Source organism: Phyllobacterium sp. T2-21 (assembly GCF_055378485.1).
On the sequence record NZ_AP027915.1, the window covers coordinates 425,572 to 441,448 of the forward strand.

General features: G+C 59.3%; 14 protein-coding genes. 7 read left to right on the forward strand and 7 right to left on the reverse strand.

Annotated features, from left to right (window positions below):
- The first annotated feature begins 2 nt into the window (after positions 1–2).
- Together ACZ5FP_RS24080 and ACZ5FP_RS24085 are read left to right on the forward strand one after the other, a co-directional pair.
- Positions 3–1,517: a serine hydrolase domain-containing protein gene (locus ACZ5FP_RS24080; RefSeq protein WP_464664568.1), complete on the forward strand. Its 1,515-nt coding sequence runs from the start codon at positions 3–5 to the stop codon at positions 1,515–1,517.
- Positions 1,518–1,607: 90 nt separating this feature from the next.
- The gene (locus ACZ5FP_RS24085) at positions 1,608–2,516 is read left to right on the forward strand and encodes a LysR family transcriptional regulator (RefSeq protein ID WP_464664569.1); all 909 of its coding nucleotides are present in this window, start codon (positions 1,608–1,610) and stop codon (positions 2,514–2,516) included.
- A 53-nt stretch (positions 2,517–2,569) separates the two neighbouring features.
- Here the strand turns inward: ACZ5FP_RS24085 and ACZ5FP_RS24090 are convergent, their stop codons facing one another.
- The 3 genes from ACZ5FP_RS24090 to ACZ5FP_RS24100 all read right to left on the reverse strand — a co-directional run bounded on the left by ACZ5FP_RS24090 (position 2,570) and on the right by ACZ5FP_RS24100 (position 5,902).
- Positions 2,570–3,439 carry a D-amino-acid transaminase gene (locus ACZ5FP_RS24090; RefSeq protein WP_464664570.1) on the reverse strand — a complete coding sequence of 290 codons (870 nt, stop codon included), beginning with the start codon at positions 3,437–3,439 and terminating at the stop codon, positions 2,570–2,572.
- Positions 3,440–3,479: 40 nt separating this feature from the next.
- Entirely contained in the window at positions 3,480–4,550 is a 1,071-nt protein-coding gene (locus tag ACZ5FP_RS24095) for a DmpA family aminopeptidase (RefSeq protein ID WP_464664571.1), read from the reverse strand.
- Positions 4,551–4,666: 116 nt separating this feature from the next.
- On the reverse strand, positions 4,667–5,902 hold the full coding sequence (locus ACZ5FP_RS24100) for an MFS transporter (RefSeq protein ID WP_464664572.1): 1,236 nt from the start codon (positions 5,900–5,902) through the stop codon (positions 4,667–4,669).
- Between the two features lie 103 nt (positions 5,903–6,005).
- On the opposite strand from ACZ5FP_RS24100, the gene ACZ5FP_RS24105 reads away from it, so the two are divergent.
- Positions 6,006–6,899, forward strand: coding sequence for a LysR family transcriptional regulator (locus tag ACZ5FP_RS24105; RefSeq protein WP_464664573.1), 894 nt, complete (start codon positions 6,006–6,008; stop codon positions 6,897–6,899).
- A gap of 112 nt (positions 6,900–7,011) precedes the next feature.
- Here ACZ5FP_RS24105 and ACZ5FP_RS24110 read toward each other — a convergent pair whose 3' ends face one another.
- From ACZ5FP_RS24110 to ACZ5FP_RS24125, 4 genes are all read right to left on the reverse strand, one after another.
- Entirely contained in the window at positions 7,012–7,332 is a 321-nt protein-coding gene (locus ACZ5FP_RS24110; RefSeq protein ID WP_464664574.1) for a DUF982 domain-containing protein, read from the reverse strand.
- Positions 7,333–7,373: 41 nt separating this feature from the next.
- A complete protein-coding gene (locus ACZ5FP_RS24115; protein ID WP_464664575.1) occupies positions 7,374–8,042 on the reverse strand; it encodes a hypothetical protein in 669 nt (222 codons plus the stop codon).
- 329 nt (positions 8,043–8,371) lie between these two features.
- Positions 8,372–9,697, reverse strand: coding sequence for a GGDEF domain-containing protein (locus ACZ5FP_RS24120; protein ID WP_464664576.1), 1,326 nt, complete (start codon positions 9,695–9,697; stop codon positions 8,372–8,374).
- A gap of 46 nt (positions 9,698–9,743) precedes the next feature.
- The gene (locus ACZ5FP_RS24125) at positions 9,744–10,502 is read right to left on the reverse strand and encodes a transporter substrate-binding domain-containing protein (RefSeq protein ID WP_223614896.1); all 759 of its coding nucleotides are present in this window, start codon (positions 10,500–10,502) and stop codon (positions 9,744–9,746) included.
- 275 nt (positions 10,503–10,777) lie between these two features.
- Here ACZ5FP_RS24125 and ACZ5FP_RS24130 point away from each other — a divergent pair, with 275 nt between their 5' ends.
- The 4 genes from ACZ5FP_RS24130 to ACZ5FP_RS24145 all read left to right on the forward strand — a co-directional run bounded on the left by ACZ5FP_RS24130 (position 10,778) and on the right by ACZ5FP_RS24145 (position 15,866).
- Positions 10,778–12,868 carry a putative bifunctional diguanylate cyclase/phosphodiesterase gene (locus ACZ5FP_RS24130; RefSeq protein WP_464664577.1) on the forward strand — a complete coding sequence of 697 codons (2,091 nt, stop codon included), beginning with the start codon at positions 10,778–10,780 and terminating at the stop codon, positions 12,866–12,868.
- Between the two features lie 163 nt (positions 12,869–13,031).
- Positions 13,032–14,048, forward strand: coding sequence for an ABC transporter substrate-binding protein (locus tag ACZ5FP_RS24135; protein WP_223614898.1), 1,017 nt, complete (start codon positions 13,032–13,034; stop codon positions 14,046–14,048).
- Positions 14,049–14,151: 103 nt separating this feature from the next.
- On the forward strand, positions 14,152–14,970 hold the full coding sequence (locus ACZ5FP_RS24140) for an ABC transporter ATP-binding protein (protein ID WP_223614899.1): 819 nt from the start codon (positions 14,152–14,154) through the stop codon (positions 14,968–14,970).
- 17 nt (positions 14,971–14,987) lie between these two features.
- Positions 14,988–15,866, forward strand: a complete 879-nt coding sequence (locus tag ACZ5FP_RS24145) for an ABC transporter permease (protein WP_346305088.1) — start codon at positions 14,988–14,990, stop codon at positions 15,864–15,866.
- The last annotated feature ends 11 nt before the right edge of the window (positions 15,867–15,877 follow it).

Here is a 15,877-nt window from a genome sequence, read left to right on the forward strand (position 1 = left end):
GGATGTCCGTCAGTTTGAATTGGGTGGCCGCTGCGGCCTGTGCCGAAAACTTTGCAAGTCAATGGCCGGCCAACGAGCCGGGCGGGGCCATCATCGGTTTCGATAGGCAAGGCATCCGCTTCGCCTACGCCGGAGGTTTGGAAAGCCTTGCGACAGCCACGGCGTTTTCAGCTGACAGCGTGGTGCGCTACGCCTCGGTGACCAAGCATGTTTTTTCGGCGATGGTGCTGCAAAACGCTGGTCTTATCGCGCTGGATGATCGCCTCGGTGACCATCTTGCAGAGCTGCAGCCGCCGCTCGCCGACGTGACCGTTGGCCGTGCCCTCGACATGAGCGGCGGTCTGCCGGATGTGCGCGAATGCCTGACGCTTCTCGGGCTGTCCGTTTATACGGAAACACAGAAACAGCCGCTCCTGGATTTTCTCGGCTCGTTGACGCGGCTGAACTTCGATGCCGGCACCGACGTTTCGTACTCCAACACCGGTTATCGTCTGGTCGAGGCCGCTCTCGAACGCAAGGGAAAGACCTTCGACGCTTTCGTCCAGGATGAGATTGCCGGTCCGCTGGGTATCTTCCTCAAGGCGCCGGAGGTATGGAACGACCCGGTTTCCGGTCTCGTGCCGGGCTACTTCAAGGACGGTGAAACGTGGCAGCTCAGCGCTGCTGGCCTGCATATCTCCGCGTCCGGCAGTCTGACGGGGAGCGGCAACAGCCTTGCCGTATGGCTGCAGCATTTGCTTGCAGGCGGTGATCGCCATGCGGGCCTGCTCGCGACACTTTCCGCCACCCGCTGTATGGGCGATGGCCGTCCATCCGATTACGGGCTTGGTCTGCGCTGGTCGGAGCTGGCAGGACGCCGTTTCGTCGGCCATGGCGGATCGCACCCCGGTTACAAATCCTATTTTCTTCTCGACGCGGAAGCCGGTACCGGATTTGTCGTCGTTTCCAATCGGGACGATACCAATGGCTACAAGATTGCCCTCACCGCGATGGGCGCCCTCACGGGACTGCCGCTGCCGCAGACGAACTGCACCATTCCCGACGGTCTCTACGTCACGGAAAGTGGCCCGTACTGGATTGAAATGGCGGGCGGCATTGCCACCTATCTCGACGCGGAGGACACGCTCTATGATGATGGGGACGGCTGGTTCTCATCGCGATCTGCTTCCTCGCCGATGCGGCTGCGCTGGACCGGCACGGCCCTGGAAGGCGAGGCGGGTTGTGTCAACCGGCGATTCCTGCCGGTAAAGCCGGGACTGGCATCCGCAGATCTCAACGGCCATTGGGTTGCCGCTGAATATGGGGCGCGTTTCGATATACGCGATGGCATGGTAAGCATGGGGATCGGCCCGACGCGCCATGCCATGCCATTGGTTCCTATGGGCAATGGCCGTTTCCTCTTCACTCTCATCGATGGACCCTGGCGCAAGCGCATCTGCCTGCATTGCCTTGCCGACGGAAAAGTCGAGCTGGTTCTCAGCCGCAGCCGCATGATGGAATATACGCTGGCACGCTGATTTTGATTTGAAATCCGCATCGCTTTCCGTAATACGGGAAGGCGCCCGCCCACCGCGGGTGCCTTTTTGTTGTGAAGCAGGAACCGTCCATTGGAAATCAAGTGGCTCGAAGACTTTCTGGCGCTGGCGAATACGCTGAATTTTTCGAAAGCTGCCGATGAGAGACATGTCACGCAGTCCGCTTTCAGCCGGCGCATCAAGCAGTTGGAAGCCTGGCTCGGAACAACCCTCATAGACCGGGCGACCTATCCGTCCCGCCTGACCGATGCGGGAGACAAGTTTGTGCCCGTCGCGCAGGAGGCGTTGAAGACGCTTCATCAGGCCCGGCGCAAATTCAAGGTGGACGAGGGGATCGATGCGCACACGATCACCTTCACGGCGCTGCACACCCTGTCATTCACCCTTTTCCCGGAATGGCTGAAGGCGCTGAACACGAAAACCGGACCGGTCCTATCCCGGTTGCGCCCGGACTCCGGCATCATGGAGCAGAACGCCAATTCCCTGGTGGATGGCGAATGTGATTTCCTTTTGACCTATGCCCACGCGTCGGTGCCATTGCTGCTCGATCCCCTGGAATTCGAGTATCAGCTGCTCGGTTCGGAAAATATCATTCCGGTGTCGGCACCCGGCGTCGATGGAGAGCCGTTGCACGCGCTCGGCCGCGAGGGAAAACCGGTCGCCTATATCAGCTATGAAAAGGCTTCGTTCTTCGGCCAGCTGATGGCCGACCTCTTTGCCAGGCGGCAGCCGGACTACACGCTTGTGCATGAGGGCAGCATGGCTGTCGGACTGACGGGCATGGCGCTTGCCGGCTGGGGTGTCGCCTGGGCACCGGAGAGCCTGACGCGAGCCGATCTCGCGCAGGGCGCGCTGGTCCGCGCTGCCGATCCAAGCTGGGATATCAGCGTCGACATCCGGCTTTACCGGTCCCGGCAAAACCGGCGGCCCGTGGTTCGCCGCGTCTGGCAAGCCATCGCCGAAATGACGTCATCGCACTGATGCCGTCCGATCTGCCTTGCCGCATAGGAAAGGCAGATCCGCGGTGCCGAGGGTCAGACCGCCGTCTTGTGCGCGTGCTCGATATACAATTCACGCAACCGCCGCATGACGGGGCCGGGTGTACCGTTGCCAACGGGCAGTCCGTCGATCGTCGTGACCGGCAGGACAAAGTTGGATGCGCTGCTCATGCCCGCCTCGGTGGCGGCAAGAGCCTCGGCGAGGCTGAACGGGCGCTCCTCGATACGCATGCCGGTTTCCTGTGCCAGCTGCAGAAGAGCGAGACGCGTGCATCCGGGCAGCGTCTTGCTGCTGTTGGCGCGGGTGACGATCGAGCCTTCCGGTGTCACGATATAGGCCGTCGAGGATGCCCCTTCGGTGACCAGGCCATCTTCGATCATCCAAGCTTCCTGGCAGCCCGCTTCCCTGGCGATACGCTTGGCCAGGACCTGCGGCAACAGGCAGGTGCTCTTGATGTCCCGGCGCGCCCAGCGCATGTCGTCGACGGATTTGATGGCGAGCCCCGTATTCACGGCCGGCAAATCGATCAGCTTCTTGACCTGGGTGAACATGATAAGGGTCGGTTCGAGGTCATCGGAAAACAGGAAGTCCCGTTCCTCGGCACCGCGCGTCATCTGCAGATAGATCAGTCCCTCGACGAGCGCATTCCGCTCGATCAGAGTCTTTTGAATCTGCTCGATCTCCTCGGGGGAGACTGCCATCCGGATGCCGATCTCATTCGTCGACCGTTGCAGCCGCGTGGTGTGCGGCTTGCTGTCGACCAGTTTGCCGCCAAGAACGGCAGTGACTTCATAAATCCCGTCGCCGAAAAGAAAGCCGCGATCAAAGATGGAAATGCGTGCTTCCGCAGCGGGAACGAACGCGCCGTTGACGTAGGCGATGCGGCTGTCGGCCGTGTGTTTCATGGGAACTCCTTGGTATGAAAAGGGTGCGCCGGCCGGGAAATCACCGGCGGGCGAGGCGCTTCAATGTCGCGAGCGAGATGGCCTCGACCCGGTTGGGGCTCGATGTGCCGGCGTTGAAGCCTTCGGTGGTTTGCGCCATGCACAGGGAATTGAGGATGCTTTCTTCCGTTGCTTCAATGGCTGCCTCGAACAGCGGCGACACAAGCTCATTCGGCAGATCCGGGATTGCCGTCACTTTCTTGCGCTGCATTTTCGTGCGGCGAACCTCCGTTGCGGTAGAAAAGGCCAGGGCGTAGTCGCCCGAACCATTGCTCAGCGCCGCACCGGTTCGGGCGAGGCCGCCAAAAGCGCGTGTGGCCAGACGCTTCAGATTGCGGTCCGACAGGGGCGCGTCGGTGGCCACGATGATGACGATGGAGCCGTCCCGGTCTTCGCTTGCCGAGCTGGCATAGGGTGTGCCGTCGATGCGCAGATGCCCGCCGTAATTGGACTGGACGAGAATGCCGACGGTATAATCCTTTCCGCCTGTGCTGACGCGTCTGGAACTGGTGCCGATGCCGCCTTTCAGCCCGAAGGCCACCGTTCCCGTGCCTGCGCCGACGCTGCCTTCCGCGACAGGGCCGTCGGTGGCCGCTGCAAGCGCCTCGCCCATCTCCTCGATGCTGGGGCGCCCGCTGCGGATATCATTGAGACGGGAATCATTGGTTTCGCCGACCACGGCGTTGATGGAGACCAACTGGCCATTGTCCGGCTGCGACAGGGTCCAGCGGTTGATGGCTTCGATGGCCCTGCCGGTTGCCAATGTGTTTGTCAGAAGGATCGGCGTTTCCATCTCGCCCAGCTCTTCGATCTGGGTCGACCCGGCGAACTTTCCGTAACCGTTGAGCACGGCAATCGCGGCCGGTACCTTGTCCTGGAACAGGTTGCCGCCATGCGGCAGGACCGCGGTGGCGCCGGTGCGGATGGTTTCGCCTTCGACAATCGTCACGTGCCCCACACGCACGCCAGCCACATCGGTGATCGCGTTGAGCGGACCGGGCGGATAGTGGCCGGGAGCAATGCCGACATCCCGCGCTCTCGATCGTTGTGTATTGCCGTTGGCCTGTGCCATCCCGTGCGCTCCCTTATGGCGTTTTCATAGCGCTCTTCCGCACGAGATGGCATCGCAAATGTGGAATAGTTCTATGTCGAATGCGCAATAGACACGGTAGGGGCTGGTATTTTGGCCTATGGTCTTCCGGTTCGGACGTGGCTGATGTCCAAGATCAAGGCACAGATGCCGAGGACCGCACCGATCGCGCAGATGAGACCCCAGCCGCCCGAAATCCACGCAATGCCGGCAAGTGCCGATCCCATCGCGCCGCCGATGAAAAACTGGCCGACGAAAAGACCGTTCAACCGGCTGCCTGCCTCCGGCCGCAACAGGTTGATTTCCCGCCGCCCAAGCGTCTGGTCGCCGGTCACACCCACATCCAATAGGACGGCGCTGAGGCCGAGCAGCGTGAGCAAGGTGAAGGGAGACGCCGCATCGGAACAGCCAGCTATGGCAGCCAGACCGAATGCCAGAACGATGAGGATGTGGCAGGCGAGCGTCGCCGTCATCGTCCAGCCGCGGTCGCCCATCCGGCCAAAGATCGGGGTAACCACGGCGCCTCCGGCACCGACGAGAGCAAAGAGCGCGATGCCGGCTTGCCCAAGAGCAAAGGGAGGCATTGCCAGCCGCAGCGCGATTGCCGTCCAGAACAGACTGAATACCGCCATCGCAAGGCTGGCGGACAGTGCGCGGCGGCGCAAGACGGGCTCCTCGCGAAAGAGGCTCCAGAGCGATCCGATCAACTGCGGATAGGTCTGTTGCGATTGCGGTTTGCGCGTGGGAAGGCGATAGGCGAGCACGCTCTCCAGGATGAACATGGCCAAGGCGCTCGACCAGTAGAAGGTGCGCCAGCCAAGCACATCGGCGAGGGCGCTTGCTATCGGTCTCGACAGCAGGATGCCGATCATCAACCCGCTCATGACGTCGCCGATCGCCTTCCCCCTGTGTTCCGGGGATACCATGGCCGCGGCGACCGGAACCAGTATCTGGATCGCCGAACAGGCGGCGCCGAGCACAAGCAGCGCGATAATGAGGGAGACCGCGCCGGGCGCTAGTGCGGTGCAGACGGCGGCCGCAACGGCGATGGCGAGCATCCGCAGAACCAACCGGCGATTTTCCAGCATGTCGGCGAGAGGGACGAGCAGGAAGAGCCCGGCTGAATAGCCGATGAGCGTTGCCGTTGAAATGAAACCATTCATCGACGGCGTCAGATGCAATTCGGACCCGATGATGCCGACCAGTGTTTGCGACGCAAACAGGTTGGTGACGATGACGCCGACAGCGGAGCCAAAGAGGATGGTGAGAGAGGCCGGTAGGGACGATTCTGCGCTGTCTGGCGCGCAGTGCGCAGCTTGGATCGAGTGGGACATTCCAGCTCCATGAATGGGTGTCGATGGTGTTCGACCAGACTTTATGGACTGTTCCTGTTATGATACAATTGAATACAAAGTATAATGATTATGCGAGATTCGTATGAACATCCCAGATATTCAGGCCTTTGTTGCGGTGGTTGAAACGGGGTCCATCGTTGCCGCCTCGACACGGCTGAACCTGACGCAGCCTGCCGTCACACGGCGGGTGCAGAACCTGGAAAGTGCCGTCGGCAAGACACTGCTTGACCGGCACTCCAAGCCGCTTAAGCCCACAACGGCCGGGCGATCCGCCTATGAACACGGCCGGCGGGTCCTGCATTCCATCGAGAACATGAAAGCCGAGGTTTCACCCGAAGGTGAGTTGTCGGGGGAGTTTCGCCTCGGCGTCATGCCCTATCTGTCCAATGCGGCGCTCAGCCTGCCGATTGACCGGCTTCGCGCGGAGTTTCCGCGGCTGTCATTGAAGGTCGGTTCGGGCTGGTCGCCGCGTCTGATCGAACAGGTGCAGCGCAATGAGATCGACGCTGCTGCCATCTGTCTGGCTGAAGGCATCAAGCCGCCGGACGATCTTGTCAGCCAGAGTTTCGGTTTGCAGAATGTGCTTCTTGTGGCGGCGCCCAGCCTGGGTATCCGGTCTCCCGCGACATTGCTCGATCTCTCCCGTCATCCCTGGGTCATGAACGAAAGCGGTTGCGGTTATCGCACCTTCATGCGGGAAACGTTTGATGCTGCCCGCCTGCCATTCGATATAGCGGTGGAAACAATCAGTTCCGATTTGCGCCTGTCACTGGTGGCACGCGGAATGGGCATTGGCATCATCACGCCGTCGGCGCTGATCGAAAGCCAGTGGCGTGATGCCGTTGCGGTCATCGAGACCGCCGACTTCCACCCCAAGGTGGAAGTCTGGCTGCTGCATCGCCCGCCCGCTGGACGGCTGGCGGACCCGATCGCACGATTTGGTCAAGCTTTGTCCGAAGCACTTAATCCAGTTTAGCGGTTCAAAGGAAAACATGCAGCTACAAGAATAACTTGCAGCTGATACCTCACTCGATCTCTGTCACCACCGCGCGGACAGCTCACGGCCGTACCGGCCGGGGTGAGACGGTTTAATGCTGCGGTTTGACCTCAAGGAAAATGCCGGCCTCGCGTGCCGCATCGACAAATGCACGCCGGGCCTTGTGGGCTGGTTTCCACCCATCAAGGGCATCCATACAGGATTGGAGTGCCTTCCGGTATTTGGGGCCGTGATTGCGCGGCCAGTGGATTTTGAGACATTCTACGGCTTCCCATGTGCTGTAGATCATCCTCTGTCCCGCAATGCCCAATCGTACTGCAACGGGGACAGAAAAACGTTTTTCACTCATCTCTTCCTCTTTTCCATCGCATGATTCCAACATCTCGATGATCGCAGGATTTTGGGGCAGCAATGAGTCATCCCTGCCGCCACCTGCATTCCGGCGTGCTTGGATCAGAGCGATGTGGGGACATCGCCATGATCAACCCTGCGTGAGAATTCCGTTTCCAGGCCCTGTGCAAGCCGTGCCGCCTGACCGATCCAGTCTTCCCGTTCAATGCGTCCGGGAAAGGCGAGGTAGCTTCCGACCCATTCCGCATTCTGATGGTTCCACGCCGCGATCTGACTGAATGTCCAGATGCCGAGCTCGTTGAGTTTGATCTCGTTGGTGTGGCCGACGCCCGCTATCCGTTTTAGATTGTCGGGGGTTGCAACCCTGTCGATTGACGGCGGGCGCTGTCCGGGATGACCGTCGCTGGCCAGAGCCGTTGCGGCCGGCGCGGCGGCAACCGGTGCCGCTGGCGCCATGGCGGGTTGCTGTTGGACAGCCGGTTCGGCGGCGCGCAGACTTGCCAGCCAGCTGCCGGCGAAATAACCGATGACATAGCTGCCGACAAGCAGCAGAGCCGCTTCCAGATACTGCCCGGCAAGGCCCGGCAGCCATTTCAGCACCGCGACCACGAGGCCGACGACGAAGAGCAGACAAAGCAGTCTAAGCGAGCCCGGCCAGGAAGCCGGGCGCCATGCCTGGACCGATCGCTGGAAGGTCATGAAACCCACTGCGATGCCCAGAAGAAGCGCAATCAACATCCAAGGCCAGTACGTCGAAAGTAGATAGGTCATTGCCGTTCTCTCCTATTTGACAGAGAATTCGATCGGGCGATCAAGCGCCTTGCCTATATCAGTATCGTTCGATGCAATCGGATATGGGGAACCGAGGTCGACGGCAGTCAGCCGCTCGGGTGATAGGTCGGCATTTGCCAGGCAAGTGGTGCTGGCCTTTGTCACTTTGAGGGCCGACTCATCGCATTGTCCTCGGATGAATAAAACCTTAAGTTGCAGTGACAACCTATACGTTTCCGCGCCTTCTTTCTAGTGACGCAATTTGTCCGGATTCTTCCCGATTGATCCACACAGCGTCAGAACGGCGCGTTGGCTGCCGGGTTACCGGCTCAAGCGACGATCGGCACGGCAATGTCGTGTCCGGCGATTGCCTTGACATTGTTCCGGCCGCTGTGTTTTGCCCGGTACAGCGCTTTGTCGGCATTTTCCAGAATCTGTTCCGAACTGTCGAAAACGCCGCTTCGCATCGACGCGACGCCAAGGCTGGCGGTCATTCTTATGATGTCGTCCTGCGGGGCCTTGATGCGCAGGCTGCTGATGGCGGTTCTGATGGCCTCTGCCACGGCGACACCGTCTTCCAGACTGCAGGCGGGAAGAACAAGGGCAAATTCTTCTCCGCCGTACCGCGCGATATGGCATGTCCGGTCCGAGCAGACGCCGCTGAGGACGCTGGCGGCGGCTTTGAGACACGTATCACCGGCCTGATGGCCGTAGCGGTCATTGATGGACTTGAAGTGATCGAGATCGACCATGACGATGGCCAGATCATCGCCCCGCTCGACGGATGTGTTGAACGCCTCAACCAGCTTTCGCTCAAAACTGCGCCTGTTGGCGAGCCGGGTCAGGCCATCCTCCTCGGACAACGTGTGCAGAATGGTGTTGGTTTCCAACAGGTCGCGCGACACCCGGCCATAGGCCTGAATAGCATCGAAAATGGTTGAAAGCTCCCGGAACAGGGGATGGCGGAATTTGACGTCGCCCGCTTCCTGCCGGTCAATCGACCCGAGATAGTTGATCGCCGTATGGATGGGGGCAATGATGTGGCGGGCCACAACGAACAGCGCGCCGATGGCGATTGCCACCGGGAGTATCAGGATGACGATCCACGCCAGCTGGATCATCCTGGCGGTCTTCTGAATGTCGCCCGACATCGCATAGGCGAGCGCCGCGGCGTCCGTCGTCAGGTCCTGTGTCAGGCTGTCCGTCAGATGCATGGCCGATTGATAGGCCTCGAGCGCCTGCTTATCCAGCTGTGCGGCGGAGATCCCTTCGGTTTTCGTTTGGGCCAGTGCCTCGCTTCGCCTGATCTGTTCCCGCTTGGCAATGATGCGTTTTACCTGTTCGGCGACTTCCAGCACCTTGTCGGCCAGTTGCGCATTGTTATCCAGGGTGAAGCTTCGGGCGAGGACATGGGTCTGCAGCTGCACCTGCCGTTCAAGTTCGCGATCCCGGGCGAGATAGGCGGAGCGGACAAGCGACGCCAGCCGTTCGATCTTCAGGGCATTGCGGTTCTGGGCCAGGACGAGCGGCAGCTGGTTTTCCTGCGCGTAATCGGCGTTGCTTTCGATCTTTTGCAGCAGGAAGAATGAATAGCCGGCCGCCGCAACGGCATAGACGAGGACAAGCGCAATCAGGAGCTGACCTGCAGCCCGCATCGAAATTTGCATTCCCTGAAAAGGATTACGCATGTCGGGTAACGGCCTAATAGATGCTGAAGGGAAAGTAGTTGTTGTTGATCCGGTCATAGGTTCCGTTCAGCCGGATCTGGCTCAACGCCTCGTTGACCTGCTGGATAAGCTCGGTATTGCCCTTCGAGGCCGTCACATGCGATGTGCTGCGCAGGAGATCGCTGGTGAGCGGATCACCGACATAGTCGAACCTGGAGTTTTCGGGTGACTGCAGAAAGGCAAGCAGTTCTATTGAGTCCGCCAGCATCAGCTCGACACTGCCGGAGGTCAGCAGTTTCTGAGCGGAGGGCTGATCCGCGGCCAGAATGATCGTGCTTTCGGGGTAGACTTTCTTGAGATATTCAGCCTGCATCGTATCCTTGCCCGCGCCGATTTTAATGCCCTTCAAGGCAGCGGGGGAAATGTCGTGGAATTTCTGCGGATCGCCGGCAAAAGCCGAATGAGAACGGTAATAGGGCGTGGAAAATTCCATGCGCTTCGCGCGTTCATCGGTCAGCGACATGCTGGCAACCACGAGATCATATTCGTGCTGTTCAAGCCGCGTGATGATCTCCACCCACGGCACCGTGACGATTGAGCAGTTTGCGTCCATCTCCTTGCAGAGGGCATGGGCGATTTCGACGTCGAAACCGGTCAGCTTGCCGGAGGCATCGATGAAATTGAAGGGAGGGTAGGCGCCCTCGGTCGCTATTCTCAATGTCTGCTTTTCCGCCGAAGCCATGCCGCCGAGCGAAACCAAAGCTGCAATTGCAAGAGCCAATACCGATTTCATCTTGTGTGCCCCAAATAGCATTTTGAACCATTTGGTTGCCTCGAAATGAATAAAGTGTAACCGGCGCCCCGCGATGTCGCGACATGATTTATTTTGATTGAACAGCTCAAGTTCAAATTTAGAAAAACCGGCTTCGGCGGGACGTGCGGGTGCCGCCCATTGGGCGAGCTGGAAATCAACCCAATAATAACCTGATCCGTTAATTCAACATCAAGTGTTTGTCCGTAGTGGAAGACCACGGGAGGATGCAAACAGGGACAGAGAGAACCGTAATCATGATGTTGGTGATGGCGTGTATCGGCGGAAAGCACAACATTTGGCTTGTTCTCCTTGCGGCTTTCGTTTGCGTATCGGGTTCATGGGCGATCTTCCGCCTGTTTCAGCGGGCGGCGAATACAACGGGCCCGGAAAAAATCGGATGGCACTTCCTGACGGCAACGGCGGCGGGATCGGCGATCTGGTGTACCCACTTCATCGCCATGTTGGCCTATGATCCGGGAGCGCCCGTCGCCTTCGATGCCGTCCTGACCATCGTTTCACTTCTGGTCGCAATCGGCGGAGCGCTGGTAAGCTTCGTCATAGCCACGAGCGGATCGGGCCGGCTGCCTTCCATCGTCGGCGGTTCGCTGTTGGGTGTATCCATCGCAGCCATGCATTATACCGGCATGTTCGCCTATCGCGTCCAGGGTATTGTCGATTGGGACATGACCTATTTGATGGCCTCGATTGTTCTGTCCGTCGTCCTTTCAGCGGTTTCATTGCACCTTGCCGTCAATGGCAAATTCAACAGGCGGTTGGCCGCCGCGTCCGGCGTGCTGGCGCTTGCCATTGTCAGCCTGCATTTTACCGGCATGACGGCGTTCAAAATTACCCCGTTGTCGACGGCCGGTGCGTTCACCGATCATGCGGCCCTGCAGGCCATGGCCCTGGCAATTGCGCTGGTGGGCATGATTGTCGTGGGTACGGGGCTCGTCAGTTACCTCATCGATGACCGTACACGGGCGGATTCGTATCAGCGGCTGCGCCAGATGGCGATGAACGACAGTCTGACGGGCCTTCCCAACCGCGCCAGCTTCAATGACCGCCTCGACCGGGAAATCCGCGCCGCCGGCAATACCAGGAACCGGATTGCGCTGATCTGCATCGATCTCGACCGCTTCAAGGAAATCAACGATGTCCGTGGGCATAGTTCCGGCGATGAGGTTCTGCGCACACTGGCGTTGCGCATGAGCGATCTGTTGCATGACGGGGAATTCGTTGCGCGGCTGGGCGGGGATGAATTTGCCGCCATTCATCACGCGCACAGCGGAGAAGCGCTGAACGGGTTTCTCGCCCGCATTGAATCAGCGATGTTCAAGCCCATCCGCATTGGCGATTTTGACGTGAACCCTGGAGCGAGCATCGGCGTCGCACTCTATCCCGATGATGCCGATACCAAGGAAATGCTGATCAACAATGCCGACCTTGCCATGTATCGTGCCAAGGCCGACCGGACCACGGCAGTCTGCTTCTACGAACAGGGAATGGACGAAACGGTCCGGGCCCGCCGGACATTGGCGGGAGAGCTGCGCGAGGCACTCGACAACAATGAACTCGACCTGCACTATCAGGTGCAGACCGCGGTTTCGACCGGCGAAGTTCGCGGCTATGAAGTCCTGCTGCGCTGGAAGCATCCGAAGCACGGTTTCATCCCGCCGTCAGAATTCATCCCGCTTGCGGAGGAAACCGGGCTGATCCTGCAACTGGGCGAATGGGTTCTGCGTACGGCCTGTGCCGCCGCCACATCCTGGACGCCCGCCTACAAGATTGCGGTCAATCTGTCGCCCGTTCAGCTTTCCCATGCGGACCTGCCGAAGCTGATCCATGAAATCCTGCTGGAAACCCAGCTGCCCGCCAGCCGCCTCGAGCTCGAACTGACCGAATCGACGATCATCGCCGATAAGGTCCGGACCCTGCATATCCTGCGCCAGATCAAACAGCTGGGTGTCACCATCGCCCTCGATGATTTCGGCACGGGATATTCGTCGCTTGAAACCCTGCGGTCGTTTCCCTTCGATACGATCAAGCTGGACCGTTCGTTCATGAGCGAAGTCGAGACGAGCCCGCAGGCAAAGGCCATTATTCGCGCGGTTCTCGCGCTGGGCAAGAGCCTCAGCATCCCGGTTCTGGCCGAGGGCATCGAAACGCAGAGCCAGCTGTCGCTTCTGGATGCGGAGGGGTGCGATGCGGCGCAAGGCTTTTATCTGGGCAGGCCCGCCCCGCTGGACCAGATCATGATCAGTGGCCGGATCAGCAGGCTTGAAGACGGTATTGCAGCGGAAGTGCCGCTGCCGCAACCAACCACTATTCTGGCATTGTCGGCCTAGAATTCCACCGTTCCACAGGGGCATCGCAGAACAGAAAAACGGCTTTTCGCCGCTGAAAGCTAACTGAAAGGTTGCGTCATCTATAGTACCCCTGCATCCATAAGAACACACCCACGGTGTGACAAAGAATTGAGGGTGCGGGAAACAAATCGAGGACGGAACAATGGCACTTTCACGCTCTTTTTTTCACACGGCTTCTTTTGCCGTTTTGATGGCCGCCAGCACATTCGGTGCCGGATCCGCCGCTCATGCCGATGACAAGATCACCATCATGGTGGGCGGCTATGAAAAGCACATTTACTTGCCTGCAAAGCTTGCCGAAGCGCTCGGCTATTTCAAGGACGAAGGCCTGGATGTTGAATTGCTCAACGAACCGGCCGGTGTCGATGCCGAAAACCAGCTGCTGGCAGGCGCCGTCCAGGGCGTTGTCGGTTTCTATGATCACTGCATTGACCTGCAGGCCAAGGGCAAGCTTGTTGAATCGATCGTTCAGTTCAGCCAGGCACCGGGCGAAGTCGAACTGGTTTCGACGAAACACCCCGAGATCAAGTCTGCGGCTGACTTCAAGGGCATGAGCCTCGGCGTCACCGGGCTTGGCTCCTCCACCAATTTCCTCACGCAGTATCTGGCTTTCAAGAGCGGCTTGCAGCCCGGAGAGTTTACATCCGTGCCTGTCGGTGCCGGAGCGACATTCATTGCCGCCATGCAGCAGGACAAGATCCAGGCCGGCATGACAACCGAGCCGACCATCTCGCGCATGCTCAAGACCAAGGAAGCAAGCGTCCTGATCGACATGCGCACGATTGAAAGCACGCGGGCCGCTCTCGGCGGAACCTATCCCGCCGCATCGCTCTATATGGAAACATCGTGGGTCGATGCACACAAGGAAACGACGCAGAAGCTGGCCAATGCCTTCGTCAAGACCTTGAAGTACATCAACACCCACAGTGCGGATGACATTGCCGACAAGATGCCGAAGGATTTCTACGTCGGCGACAAGGAAGGTTATGTAAAGGCGCTTGCCGACGGCAAGGGCATGTTCACCGCAGACGGCGTGATGCCGGCGGACGGTCCGCAGACCGTACTGAACGTTCTGTCGAGCTTTTCCAAGAACGTCAAAGGCAAGCAGATCGATCTTTCCAAGACCTTCACGTCTGAATTCGTGAAAGCTGCCAAATAACCTTTCCGAGCCTATCGCTTCCGGCCGCCAGCGGCTGGAAGCGATCCCTTGGTATCGGGCATTGCGTGCACGCCCGTTATTCAGCACGCCCCAGGTATTTGCCATGAAAGACAATGCATCCCAGACCCCTGCCATTGAATTGATCAATGTCAGCCGCCGCTTCGTTTCACCGACCGGCAAGTCGCTGACTGCCTTGCGCGATTTCAACATGGTGGTCGAACCCGGCGAGTTCGTCGCCGTTGTCGGACCGACAGGTTGCGGCAAGTCCACAACACTCAATCTCGTCACCGGACTTGCCCGGCCAAGCGCCGGCGAAGTGCGCCTCATGGGCGGCCCGGTCAATGGTATCGATCCGAGAGTCGGCTTCGTGTTTCAGACCGACGCGCTGTTCCCGTGGCGCAATGTCATTGACAATGTCATGGCCGGCCCGCTCTTCCGCGGAAAATCCCATGCGGAAGCCACCCGCAGCGCCAGAGACTGGCTCGCCCGTGTCGGGCTGTCCCGCTTCGAGCAGCACTATCCGCACCAGCTTTCGGGCGGCATGCGCAAGCGCGTGTCCCTGGCCCAGACTTTCATCAATGAGCCTGAAATTCTGTTGATGGACGAGCCGTTCTCGGCGCTGGACGTGCAGACCCGGACCGTGATGCACGAAGAGCTGTTGCGCCTGTGGGCGGAACGCAAGGCCTCGGTCATCTTTGTGACGCACGACCTTGAGGAGGCGGTTGCGCTTGCGGACAAGGTCTATGTGCTGACCGCCGGACCCGCAACGGTGAAATCCGTCTATCCCATCAATCTCCCGCGTCCGCGCGTGGTTGCTGACATTCGCTACGAGCCCCGTTTCATCGAATATTGCCGCACGATCTGGGAAGATCTGCGCGATGAAGTGGAAATGAGCTATCGCCGCGCCAGTCAGGCAGCCTGAACCGGAGGAATTTCATCATGACCGATACCCCATTGGAAAACATTGCTCCGATTTTCCGCGCCGGAACCTCCGACGCAGAGATAGAGGCTGCCGCTCTCAAGGCAATGCAACGCCGCAAACACGCTGTCTTGTTCTGGCGGCTCGTCATCCTGGTCGGCATTCTCGGTATCTGGGAACTTGCAGCCAACAGGCTTTGGATCGATCCGTTTTTCTATTCCAGCCCAAGCGGCATTGTCATGCGCCTGTATGAATGGATCACGGAGGGTACCGCCGAAGGGTCGCTCTGGTTCAATCTGTGGGTCACCATGGAAGAAGCATTGATCGGCTTTTTTGCAGGCTCCATTGCCGGCGTTCTGGTTGGCATCGGCCTTGGCCGCAACCAGTTCCTTTCCGACATTTTCTCGGTTTATATCAAGGCGATCAACTCGATCCCGCGCGTCGTTCTTGCCCCGATCTTCATCATGATCATGGGGCTGGGACTGGCATCCAAAGTGGCGCTGGCCTTCATCATGGTGTTCTTCGTGGTGTTCGCCAATGCATTTCAGGGCGTGCGCGAAGCCGACCGCAACATGATTGCCAATGCCCGTATTCTCGGGGCGTCCAATTGGCAGGTGACGCGCACGGTAATCGTACCATCGGCGATGAGCTGGATTTTCGCCAGCCTGCACGTCAGCTTCGGCTTTGCCATCATCGGCGCGATCGTTGGTGAATTTGTCGGCGCGCGCTTTGGTATCGGTCAGTTGATCTCGATTGCCAAAGGCACATTCGATGCGGCCGGCATGTATGCCGCCATCATTCTGGTGATGCTTGTTACGCTGCTGGCGGAAATGATCATGACCATGATCGAAACCCGGCTGGCAAAGTGGCGCCCGCAACAGCACACCGACATGCAGTAATTCAGCATGCC